The organism is Microcoleus sp. S13_C3 (assembly GCF_036700905.1).
GTDB lineage: Bacteria > Cyanobacteriota > Cyanobacteriia > Cyanobacteriales > Microcoleaceae > Microcoleus.
On the sequence record NZ_JAUBPT010000047.1, the window covers coordinates 21,040 to 33,465 of the forward strand.

At 46.9% G+C, this 12,426-nt stretch carries 8 protein-coding genes; 7 read left to right on the forward strand and 1 reads right to left on the reverse strand.

Annotated elements, in window-relative coordinates; translation table 11 throughout:
- Positions 1-6 precede the first annotated feature (6 nt).
- From QUA16_RS15015 to QUA16_RS15030, 4 genes are all read left to right on the forward strand, one after another.
- On the forward strand, positions 7-1,464 hold the full coding sequence (locus QUA16_RS15015) for a CHASE3 domain-containing protein (RefSeq protein ID WP_333104067.1): 1,458 nt from the start codon (positions 7-9) through the stop codon (positions 1,462-1,464).
- A gap of 39 nt (positions 1,465-1,503) precedes the next feature.
- Complete coding sequence (locus QUA16_RS15020) at positions 1,504-1,923, forward strand: CHASE3 domain-containing protein (protein WP_333104068.1); 420 nt, start codon at positions 1,504-1,506, stop codon at positions 1,921-1,923.
- A gap of 68 nt (positions 1,924-1,991) precedes the next feature.
- Positions 1,992-3,059 (forward strand): methyl-accepting chemotaxis protein, encoded by a 1,068-nt coding sequence (locus QUA16_RS15025; RefSeq protein WP_333104070.1) that lies wholly within the window; start codon positions 1,992-1,994, stop codon positions 3,057-3,059.
- 594 nt (positions 3,060-3,653) lie between these two features.
- Positions 3,654-6,419 carry an HAD-IC family P-type ATPase gene (locus tag QUA16_RS15030; protein ID WP_333104071.1) on the forward strand — a complete coding sequence of 922 codons (2,766 nt, stop codon included), beginning with the start codon at positions 3,654-3,656 and terminating at the stop codon, positions 6,417-6,419.
- A gap of 143 nt (positions 6,420-6,562) precedes the next feature.
- Here the strand turns inward: QUA16_RS15030 and QUA16_RS15035 are convergent, their stop codons facing one another.
- Positions 6,563-6,982 (reverse strand): hypothetical protein, encoded by a 420-nt coding sequence (locus QUA16_RS15035; RefSeq protein WP_333104073.1) that lies wholly within the window; start codon positions 6,980-6,982, stop codon positions 6,563-6,565.
- Between the two features lie 774 nt (positions 6,983-7,756).
- On the opposite strand from QUA16_RS15035, the gene QUA16_RS15040 reads away from it, so the two are divergent.
- The 3 genes from QUA16_RS15040 to QUA16_RS15050 all read left to right on the forward strand — a co-directional run bounded on the left by QUA16_RS15040 (position 7,757) and on the right by QUA16_RS15050 (position 12,362).
- Positions 7,757-9,157, forward strand: coding sequence for a CmpA/NrtA family ABC transporter substrate-binding protein (locus QUA16_RS15040; protein WP_333104075.1), 1,401 nt, complete (start codon positions 7,757-7,759; stop codon positions 9,155-9,157).
- 80 nt (positions 9,158-9,237) lie between these two features.
- The gene (gene ntrB / locus QUA16_RS15045; RefSeq protein WP_333104077.1) at positions 9,238-10,083 is read left to right on the forward strand and encodes a nitrate ABC transporter permease; all 846 of its coding nucleotides are present in this window, start codon (positions 9,238-9,240) and stop codon (positions 10,081-10,083) included.
- Between the two features lie 278 nt (positions 10,084-10,361).
- On the forward strand, positions 10,362-12,362 hold the full coding sequence (locus QUA16_RS15050) for a nitrate ABC transporter ATP-binding protein (RefSeq protein WP_333104079.1): 2,001 nt from the start codon (positions 10,362-10,364) through the stop codon (positions 12,360-12,362).
- The last annotated feature ends 64 nt before the right edge of the window (positions 12,363-12,426 follow it).

Below are 12,426 nucleotides of genomic sequence, written 5' to 3' on the forward strand. Positions count from 1 at the left end.
AGTGCAATGTGGCACAACATTATTCGGCTTAGTAAAGTAGTTCCGTTGGGCTTCGGCTCCATTTTTTTCTTAATGATTAGCATCGGATTTGCCACTAAATTGAGTATGGATAATTTAGCAGAAGCTATTGAGTTGCAAACGCACACTTATGTAGTCAAGACAAATTTGCAAGCCATAGAAAAAGATTTAGTGGATGCTGAAACAGGACAGCGGGGGTTTATATTCACTGGCAAGGAGGAATTTTTAGAACCTTATAAAAATGGTCAAGTAGCCTTTTATAAAACAGTAACTGAGACAAAAGAGTTAATAAAAGATAACCCTGAACAAGTTAACAAGTTGGATCGAGTTGAAAATTTGGCTCAGCAAAAACTAGAGGAATTAGCGGAAACTATATCCCTGAAAAGGGCTGGGAAAGAACCAGAGCTAAGAGCCTTGGTGATTTCAGGTAAAGGCAAGATATTTATGGATGAAATCAGGGATAAGTTGGCAGAAATGCTTACAGTAGAAGATAATCTACTGGTTCAAAGAACAAAAATAGCAAAACAGTCGGAGCAATTAGCGACGACTGTTTCTATAGGAGGTACGGTTGTTGCTGTAGTATTGGGTTCATTTATTATATTATTTATTTTTGATAAAATTATCCGACCAATCAATCAGGTAGCAAATACGATCGCCAGTTCTTCCACAGAAATTGCGGCCACAGTAGAACAGCAGGAACGCACAGCCGCACAGCAATCGAGCTCTGTAAATCAAACGACAATCACAATGGATGAGTTGGGTGCGGCTTCCCAACAATCAGCCCAGCAAGCCCAAGCTGGTGCGGAATCTGCACGGCAAGCTTTAAAGAGCACTGAAAGGGGAACCCTAGCAGTGCAGCAAACCCTGGAATCGATGAGAATTTTGAAAGAAAATGTCGGGGCAATGGCGGCACAAATTCTGCAATTGAGCGAACAAACCAATCAGATTGGCAATATCTCTACTGATGTCACAGATTTAGCAAATCAAACAAATATGCTGGCACTGAATGCCTCAGTAGAAGCAGTCCGGGCGGGTGAAAACGCCAAAGGTTTTACTGTCATAGCCACAGAAATCCGCAAGCTAGCAGACCAAAGTAAGAAATCAGCCGAGAAAATTAACCGCCTAGTCGATGATATCAAGAATGCGATAAATTCCACGGTAAAGGTGACAAAGGAAGGTACTAAAACAGTAGAAGCAGGAACCAAAATCAGTCAACAAACGGCAGCAGCTTTCTCGGAAGTAGCAAATGCTGTTAATAATGTGGTATTGAACAATCAACAAATTTCTCTAACTGCCGAACAACAAGCAGTGGCCATTCAACAAGTAGTTGAGGCGATGAACAGCCTCAACCTATCTGCAAAAGAAACCGCTAGTGGTATTACTCAAACCAAAGTAGGCACTCAACAATTGAACGATGCAGCCCAAAATCTCAATTCAATTGTTTAGCAGACCCTAGGCTTACTTAACTTAAAAGGAGATATTATCATGTTCACCAACTTGAAGCTGAGAAACCGGATGTTACTCGGATATGCAGTTCCCATTTCTTTATTTGTAGGATTAGTGATACCAGTCTTCTCAAGCGCCAGTAAGGTAGGGGAGTCCTATAGACAAACAACAATCTCAATTACTGCCATAGAAGGGACGGATCGTATGGGTTTTTACCTAGCCCAAATGGTGGGAGATACGAGAGGCTATATTCTGAACAGGGATGAAGATTATTTAAAGGATTATCAGAACAACGTACTAAAATTTCATAAATTAGCAGAATCTCTAGGAAATACGATTGAAAATCCCAGCCAGAAAGAGCGTCTGAAAAAAATAATTGACTTCCACAAAGAATATTATGATTATTCTGGGAAAATGATTATAGCCTTTCTCAGAAAGATGAGGTACTCATGGGCATAGGGCATAGGGCATAGGGCATAGGGCATAGGGCATAGGGCATACCTCACTTTTTTGAGAACCGCTATAAGTTGGTAAAACAAGGAAAGCAAAAAGAAGCGCTGGAAGTTTTTGCAACCAAAAAAGGGGCATTAATTCTGAATGAGTATTACGAAATAAATGGCTCCTTTAATCAAAAAGAGCAGGAAATTCTTGACGCTGCAACTTCCAACGCAGAAGAAACTATCCGCTTTTTAGTCTCTGCCGTTTTGGTTGGGGCAGTCTTAGGCATCACGATCGCCTTGATTACTGCCTTTTTAATCTCTTCAGCTATTGCTAAAACGATTGGTGAAGCAGTAAATGCGATCGCCAGTTCTTCCACAGAGATTGCGGCCACAGTGGAACAGCAGGAACGCACAGCCACACAGCAATCGAGCTCTGTAAATCAAACGACAATCACAATGGATGAGTTGGGCGCGGCTTCCCAACAATCAGCCCAGCAAGCCCAAGCTGGTGCGGAATCTGCACGGCAAGCTTTAAAGAACACTGAAAAGGGAACCCTAGGAGTGGAGCAAACACTGGAATCGATGATAATATTGAAAGAAAATGTCGGGGCGATCACGGCACAAATTCTGCAATTGAGCGAACAAACCCATCAGATTGGCAATATCTCTATTGATGTCACAGATTTAGCAAATCAAACAAATATGCTGGCACTGAATGCCTCAGTAGAAGCAGTCCGGGCGGGCGAAAACGCCAAAGGTTTTACTGTCATAGCCACAGAAATCCGCAAGCTAGCAGACCAAAGTAAGAAATCAGCCGAGAAAATTAACCGCCTAGTCGATGATATCAAGAATGCGATAAATTCCACCGTAACGGTGACAAAGGAAGGTACTAAAACAGTAGAATCAGGCACCAAAATCAGTCAACAAACGGCAGCAGCTTTCTCGGAAATAGCCAATGCTGTTAACAATGTGGTATTGAACAATCAACAAATTTCTCTAACTGCCCAACAACAAGCAGTGGCCATTCAACAAGTAGTGGAGGCGATGAACAGCCTCAACCTAGCGGCAAAAGAAACCGCTAGTGGTATTACTCAAACCAAAGTAGCCACTCAACAATTGAACGATGCAGCCCAAAATCTCAATTCAATTGTCTAAAGGGCGCTTAGTCTTTTGGGCTAGCAGACTAGCAGTTGATAGCATTGAGTCAATCGATTTTAGATTTTAGATTTTAGATTCAAGCATTGACCCCACGGATAAATACGTTCGGCAAGTTTCATCGGATACAGGTTTTTTATTTCTGGACGGATGAATCACGTGGCGGGTATCGTGGATGCTTGATTGTCAAAACGATCGCACGCGAGTGCATCACCAAAGCCAGGGCGATCGAATTTCTGCCCTTAAACAACTCCTCCTGCTCAATAACGAATCCGTGTATCCGTGACTTCCGTGTCGTGCCTTTCTTCAACCACACCTAAAATTGGCAAAATGTCAAGGGATTCGATCGACTTTTCCCCATCTTAGCCACCAAGTCCCAAACAAGATGTAGCGCCGGAAAAAATTCCCCAAATCTTTTGCCACAAACGACCACATCCGTTGTAATATAGATGTAAGTCACAGCCCGTTCAAGCTATCAACAAACAATTAGGCCGCTCAATATATTCACGCTCCAACGAGCGATAAGTTGTATTGAGCGTGCCTATTAAGGAGCGATCAAAGCTCGTCAGACACCCCAAATATTCAGGAAGAATCATGCCATCAAGATCCGCCAACGATGTAGACGTAGCAGAGCAATATTGGCACTACCTAGAAATATCCAAGGTTGCAACAATCTTAGAAACCAACCTGGAAAGCGGTTTAGAACCGACAGAAGCCAACCATCGCCAACAGAAATTCGGGCCCAACGAACTAACGGTTAAAGCAGGGAAACCAGCCTGGTTAAAATTTATCCTGCAATTTAACCAACCCCTCCTGATCATCTTGCTGAGTGCGGGTTTAATCAAAGCACTGATCGGAGAATGGCTAAACGCTAGCGTAATTTGGGGCGTAACAACCACCAACGCTACTATTAGTTTCATCCAAGAAGCTGGAGCCGAGAAAAAAATTGAAGCCTTAGCCCAAGCTGTCACAACAGAAGCCACAGTCATTCGGGGCGGCAAAAAATTAAGAATTCCCTCCAAAGAACTCGTTGTCGGGGACTTAGTAACCCTGACTTCCGGCGACAAAGTACCGGCAGACTTGCGCTTAGTGAAAGTGCGCGACTTGCAAATCGACGAATCGGGACTCACCGGGGAATCTGTTGCTGTCGAAAAAGAATTAGGACAATCGGGAGACTTGGTTCTGCCACAAGAAACGCCACTAGCAGAACGGGATAACATGGCCTATGCCGGCAGTTTTGTCACTTTTGGCCAAGCTAGCGGCATCGTAATTGCGATCGCCAATAAAACCGAAACCGGCAAAATCTCCCAACTATTAGATCGCCACATCGACCTCACCACCCCCTTAACCCGCAAATTCAACCAATTTAGTCAAAACTGGCTGTTATTCGTGTTGGGAATGGCGACCTTGACCTTCGCCGTCAGATTGGGGCGGCCAGTCCCTGCGGGAGTTTCAGCCTTTAAAGAAGCAGTCGAACCCGCTGTCGCCCTGATTGTCGGCGCAATTCCCGAAGGCTTACCCGCCGTCATCACCGTCACCCTAGCCGTAGGCGTTTCCCGGATGGCAAATCGCCACGCGATCGTCCGCAAATTGCCCGCAGTGGAAACCCTCGGCGGCGCTACAGTCATCTGTTCCGACAAAACCGGAACTTTGACGGAAAACCAAATGACGGTGCAAGAAATCTATTCTGGCGGCGAATCCTACTCGGTTACGGGTACGGGATACAGCCCCGAAGGTGAAATTCAACTCAACCAACTGCCAATTACTGTCAGCCAAGCTCCAACTTTGCAAGAATGTTTGCAAGCTGGACTCCTTTGCAACGACTCTCAGTTGGAATTCAAAGACGATAATTGGATTGTCGTCGGAGATCCGACAGAAGGAGCGTTAATTGCTGCGGGCAAAAAAGCCGATTTGAGCCAGCAAATTTTGTCCAAGTCAATGCAGCGGCTGGATTCAATTCCCTTTGAATCTCAGTTTCAATACATGGCGACGCTGCACCGAACTCCCACTGGCAAAATTTTGTACGTCAAAGGTTCCGTAGAATCAATTCTCGGCCGCTGCGGTTCCAGTCTCGACACCCAAGGAAATCCGGTAGAAGTCGATCGCGAACAAATCCACCACCAAGTCGATGAAATGGCAAAGCAAGGCTTGCGCGTCTTGGCTTTAGCGAAAAAGCCAGTACCGCAAAGCCAAAATTCCGTCGATCACTCGGATTTGGAGTCAGGGCTGGTTTTCTTGGGACTCCAAGGCATGATTGACCCGCCGCGGGCAGAAGCGATCGCAGCCGTCCAAGCTTGTCAAACCGCCGGCATCCAAGTCAAAATGATTACCGGCGACCACATCGCTACAGCCAAGGCGATCGCCCGCCGCATGGGATTCCGCAAAACCAAGCATCACAGGGAACTTGTAGCCTACACAGGTGCTCAACTCGCGGAAATGAGCAAGACTGAACTCGGCGAAGCCGTAGAAGCCGGCTCAGTTTTTGCCCGCGTCGCCCCAGAACAAAAACTCCGCCTCGTAGAAGCTTTGCAACTTCAAGGGGAAATCGTGGCGATGACGGGAGACGGCGTTAACGACGCGCCGGCGCTGAAACAAGCGGATATCGGTATTGCGATGGGCAGCGGTACTGAGGTTTCTAAGGAAGCCGCCGACATGATTCTTACCGATGATAACTTTGCATCGATCGAATCTGCTGTAGAAGAAGGGCGATCGGTTTACAAAAATCTGCTCAAAGCAATCAGCTTCATTCTCCCAGTCAACGGCGGAGAATCGATGACAATTTTGCTCAGCACGCTCCTCGGTCGAGAATTGCCGATTTTGTCGCTACAAATTCTCTGGCTGAATATGCTCAACTCGATCACCATGACTGTGCCCCTGGCTTTCGAGCCCAAGTCAGCGGGAGTGATGAAACAGCAGCCCCGACCGGTAAACGAACCTTTCCTCACCGGAAATCGGATCAAGCGGATCATCGCTATTTCTCTTTACAACTGGACTCTGATTTTCGGAATGTTTGAATGGGTACGCCAAGCTCCTTGGGGAACCTTGGAACTGGCCCGCACGATGGCGATTCAAGCTTTGGTAATGGGGAGAATTTTTTACCTGTTGAGTCTCAGCCAGTTGTTGCCTTCTTTGATTGCTAAGTTTAGCGGTTCTAAGGAAGAAGTTAGCGGCGCTCCCGCCCTGGGTGTGGGAATTGTCCTGGCGATAATTTTGCAGATTATCTTTGCTAACTCCCCGTTTGTCAATCGCATATTTGAGACGGCTCCGATGAATCTGGATCAGTGGCTGATTTGCTTTGGTGTAGCGCTACCCATGATCGGTGTTGCTCTGTCGGTCAACCGATTCGATCCGCCCAACTAACAGTACCTGGATTTCAGAAACCGGGTTTCTTGAAGAAACCCGGTTGCTCGGTTTTAGATCACTCGTAGGGGCGGGTTTTACCAACCATCTATGTTTAAAACTCAGCATCCCGTAAACCCGCCCCCTCTTACCGACCAGACAATTTATGGTTTATTAGAAAGGGTGCGATCGCGTAAATAAACCCAAAATAAGAGCATCATAGATAAACCGCAAGAAACTTTCCAAACAAATAACCACCAAGGACTCCACCACGCGCCCGTTTGTACTTCGACAATATCTGAGCCACCAAAAAATAAAAAAATTAGGGTAGTAATCAGGCGATGAATTCGGGTTTTTCCTGATGTATTCACGGCATCAAGAGCGAAACCAACAGCAAAGCACAACCAGATAAATGCTTCAATATAATTGCCCTTTACATAGATTTCCTCTAATAATTTAGATTGTCTTTCAGCTTGTTCTAAAGAAGCCGGAGTTAACATGATTTGCCATGAATAAGCACCACCTATTACGAGAAAAACACAGAGAATTGTTAGTCTTATTGCTGCACCTTTTGTGAGATTCATAATAATGAAAAGCTAATCGCGTCTTACCCACCGATATCCTAACCGTCTTAGCGGTTGCTATATCATTAAAACCAAAAGTAAATTGCCCTCTTATTCACTAAACAAAAATTATGTCTGTATCGTAGACTACAATTAACCATTAACTTCAACAGGACTTACGCACTCCGACAAAGAAACCGGGTTTTTTACCGAATCTGCGGGCTGCAATGGGTCTTTTCGTAAAAAAACCCGGTTTCTGGGCCCCCATGCGTAAGTCCTAAAAAAAAGTAGACATATATTAATAAAGTAAATGTACGATCGCTCAGATGTTTGCCACTTATTGACAATCGATGTGAATGCTGCCCGATCGCCCTTCGCTACAACCCTTACCCAGCAAGTCTTGGTTTGAAGCAGTTTGGATAACCCAACCCGATCGCCCTTCCCAACGGTTCGTTATCGATAGCGCGATCCCAAAAGATTTACTTATCAAATGAATTTAATAATTGTTTTATAATTGGTGCAAGAGTACGGTAAACTTAATTATCAAGCCCAGAAACTGTGCTACTCGCTTTTTGCCAGCTCACAGAACTCGGCCGCTCGAAATATCGATAATCAAAAAAGTCAAATCAGCAGGGATAGTTTAAAGAATTATGCTAGCGATAAATCTTTTGCTCCCTCCTGCCAACCAGCGCTCAAAACAGTTCGCTAAATTTTATTAGCGAACAGAAAAAAAGCGCCTTGAGAAACTTCAGTGATGTCGTTACAGAAGATTATGAATTGCAGCGAGGCTAGACTATGACAAAATTTTCAGAGCAATTTTCTCGGCGTAAATTTATCGTTACAGCAGGTGCATCTGCAGTCAGTTCAATACTGCTCAAAGGGTGTTTGGGAAATCCTCCCGAACCGGGTGCTAGTGCTGGCGGTGGGGCCGCTGCTGGTGGCGGGGCAGTGCCGGTGGCAACCTCAGCAGTTGCTGTTGCCAACGAGAAAAGAGTAGAAGGAATTGAAAGCACTAAAATCGCATTGGGATACATCCCGATCGTCGAAGCAGCACCTTTAATCATTGCTCAAGAAAAAGGCTTTTTTGCCAAATACGGCATGACCGAAGTCACGATTGCTAAGCAAGCCAACTGGGGTTCTGCCAGAGATAACGTAGAAATCGGCTCTGCCGGCGGCGGCATTGACGGCGGCCAGTGGCAAATGCCGATGCCTTATCAAATTAGTAAAGGCCTGATTACCAAAAACAGCGCCCAAATCCCGATGTATGTTCTAGCCCAGTTGAACACTCAGGGAAATGGAATTGCGATCGCGGCCAAACACCAAGGCAAAGGGCTCGGACTTAAACTAGATCAAGCGGCCCAAGACTACATCAAAGGCCTAAAACAAGCAGGCACGCCCTTCAAAGCAGCCTACACTTTTCCCAAAGCTAACCAAGACTTGTGGATTCGGTACTGGCTGGCAGGTAACGGCATCAATCCCGACGCAGATGTCGAACTGCTAACAGTACCGGCCGCCCAAACTGTCGCCAACATGAAAACCGGAAGCATGGACGCTTTCAGCACCGGCGACCCCTGGCCGCTGCGGATTGTCAAAGAAAAGATCGGCTTCTTGTCCGCCCTCACCGCCCAAATCTGGAAAGATCACCCAGAGGAATATCTAGCAATTCGCAGCGACTGGGTAGACAAACACCCGAAAGCCACAGAAGCTTTGCTAGCAGGACTGATTGAAGCACAGCAGTGGTGCGACAAACCAGAAAATCGTGCCGAATTGGTCGCGATTGTTTCCGGCAAAAACTTCTTTGACGTAGATCCGACAGTTTTGATAACTCCCTATGAAGGCAAGTATGTTATGGGCGACGCCCAGCCAGATATCAACGACTTCAAAATGAGTACGCTGTACTGGAAAGACGACATCGGTAACGTTTCCTATCCCTACAAGAGCCACGATTTGTGGTTCTTAACCGAAAGCGTTCGCTGGGGTTTCCTGCCGACAAAAACCTTGGCCGACCAAAAAGCACTCATTGATAAAGTCAACCGCGAAGATATCTGGAAGAACGCAGCAAAATTAGCCGGAGTTGCTGATGCTGATATTCCGAAAAGTACGTCTCGCGGTATTGAGAAGTTCTTTGATGGCAAAGAATTCAACCCGGATCAGCCCGAAGCTTATCTGAGCAGTTTGGCGATTAAAAAAGTGTGATGGGTAAAAGCTTCCCATAATTTAGCCTCAAAAATTTAGTCTCGAAAGAAAACACCGCAGAAACAGAGGAGATAAGCAGGATGGCTGTAAGTACAAGTCGGAGAGGCGGAGTCGATGTCCAAGGAGCTTTGGGCGAATTTTGGAAGAAGAATTCTCAAAATATATTGCCCCCTATCTTGGGATTAATTGGATTTCTGTTGGTTTGGCAATTCCTGTCAAGCACGGGAATTATTAAGTTGCCGGGGCCGACTAGCGTTTGGACTGATGAACGGACGCGGATCTTATTGATGTATCCTTTTATGAACTCCAAAACCTACGGAGTCGGCTTATTTTGGCAGACTTTGGCTAGTTTGGAACGGGTGGCAAAAGGCTACACTCTCGCCGCTGCTGTGGGAATTGGCATGGGGGTTGTGGTAGGTACAAATCCCTTCTTGAACAAGGCTTTAGATCCGATTTTCCAGTTTTTGCGGATGGTGGCCCCTTTGGCTTGGGTGCCCATTGCCCTGGCTGCACTGCAACAAAACGAACCTGCTGCTTTGTTCGTAATTTTTATCACTTCAGTTTGGCCGATTTTAATCAACACGGCTGAAGGTGTCCGCCAAATTCCCGACGATTACAACAACGTTGCGAAAGTGCTGCAACTTTCTCGGAAAGAGTATTACCTCAATATCTTGTTTCCGTCGGCACTTCCTTACATCTTCACAGGATTGAGAATTGCGATCGGTTTGGCTTGGCTGGCAATTATCGCTGCGGAAATTGTGATGTCCGGGATTACAGGTATCGGCTTCTTTATTTGGAACGCCTACCAGCAAAACTACATCAGCGAAATTTTGTTAGCTGTAGTCTACATCGGGGCTGTTGGTTTGCTGCTCGATCGCATGATGGCTTGGTTACAGCAAAAGATTGCTCCTTCTCAAGGAAAGTAGCTAATTCGATGGGTTAACGGTTGACGGTTGACGGTTGACTCTTACAGGAATTACGAACTCAGAGGCTCAGAAACCAGTTTTTTAAACTATTGTTGAGGGATTCAACAAAATATTTGGGTTAGTTTAAAGACCAGTTCTATGCATCCAGAAATGTATTAAGTATTAGCTGTTATATATCAACAGCGAAAAGTCCACATCGAACAGCGAACAGTCAACCGTCAGCAGTCAACAATCAATATCTAGCGAAACAACAAACCTAAAAAAAAGGCAAGAAAATCATGTCTGTTTTGATTGCAGTAGAACAACTAGAAAAAGTCTTTAATCTCTCAGATGGGGGGACATACATTGCTCTCAAAGGCATCGATCTGGAAATTAAAAGAGGCGAATTTGTCTCCTTAATTGGACACTCCGGCTGTGGCAAATCTACTCTGCTAAATATGGTTGCAGGTTTGGATTTGCCCACAGCCGGATTGGTGACAATTGAGGGGCAAAGAATCACCCAGCCCGGCCCCGATCGCATGGTAGTATTCCAAAACTATTCCCTGCTACCTTGGCGGACGGTCAGAGAAAACATTACCCTAGCCGTAGACTCGGTAATGAGCGGCTTACCCAAAGCCGAACGCCTCGAAATCATTCAAAAACACATCGACATGGTGGGCTTAACTCCCCACGCCGAAAAACAACCTGCATTGCTATCAGGGGGACAAAAACAGCGCGTGGCGATCGCCCGTGCTCTGGCCCTGCGCCCCAAACTCTTACTTCTAGACGAACCCTTCGGCGCTTTGGACGCTTTGACTCGCGGCAACTTGCAAGAAAAGTTGATGGAAATTTGCCAAGAGTACGAAATCAGCGCCCTGATGGTAACGCACGATGTGGATGAGGCAGTGTTGCTGAGCGATCGCATTGTCATGCTCACCAACGGCCCAGAATCGAAGATTGGCGGTATTCTCGAAGTAGACATCCCCCGCCCCCGCAAACGGATGGAAGTCGTCTCACACCCCAGCTACTACGCTCTACGTAGCGAAATGATTTACTTCCTCAACCAGCAGAAGCGGGTGAAAAAACTGCGGGCGCGGAAAGTACCCGCGATCGCCCGCCACGGGCTGGAAAAAGTCAACCTCGAACTCGGCTTTATTCCGCTGGCAGCCTGTGCTCCCCTCGCTGTCGCCAAAGAAAAAGGCTTTTTTGCCAAGCACGGGCTCGATGAAGTCCACCTCGTGCGGGAAACAAGCTGGCGCGGCATCGTAGACGGCATCGCCGCAGGTTACTTAGACGCAGCCCAAATGCCCTCTGGGATGGCGATGTGGCTCAGCTTAGGAGGCCACCAAAACAAGCCAATACCAACCGTTACAGCCCTCACCATGAGCCGCAACGGCAACGGTATTACCCTTGCACGGCGCTTTTACGACCAAGGAATCTACAATCTGGCAGATTTCAAAGAAATGCTCCGCAGAACACCCGCGCAAACGCACCGCCTGGGCATCGTTCACCCTTCTTCAATGCACAACCTGCTGCTGCGCTACTGGCTAGCTTCCGGTGGCATTGACCCCGACCATGATGTTGTGCTCAAAAACATCCCTCCAGCTCAAATGATCGTTGACTTGCAGGGCGGCACTATTGACGGTTTCTGCGTCGGCGAACCTTGGAACTTGCGGGCCTCGATGGAAGGAGTCGGCTTTACGGTAGCGACAGATTTGGAACTGTGGCCCGGACACCCCGGCAAAATTTTGGGGGTGCGAGAAGACTGGGCAAATGCTTATCCCAACACTCATATTGCTCTGATCAAAGCTTTGCTGGAAGCTTCTCAATACTGCGGCGATCCAAATCACGCCGAAGAGGTTTCGGAAATTGTGGCGGGAAGGGAATATGTCGCCACGGACAAGAGTTACATCCAACTCGGCGATCCTAATTCTTCTGCTTGCAACCTGGATACTCCCATGCGGGAATACGCCCACCACTTGTTCTACGGAGACTCCGTGAACCATCCCAGCCGCACTGAACAGTTGTGGCACATGGTGCAGATGGCACGTTGGGGCGATACTGTGTTCCCGCGCAACTGGGTGGAAATTTTGGAACGTGTGGTGCGGGTTGGCCCGTTCAGCACGGCGGCGCGAGAGTTGGGAATGTCTGATATTACTCATACTCGTGGTTCTCTTCGCTTGTTTGATGGCACGGTGTTTAGTGGTGACGATCCGATCAGCTATCTCAACAATCTGGAAATCAAACGTGATTTCACGATGGCCCAAGTTATCCTCGATTCCGGCCGCAGAGCTGCTTAGAGTTGCGTCTGACGATGAGCAACTCGATTCCCTCTAGGGCGTGTTTTTAAACCCGGAGCTCCCC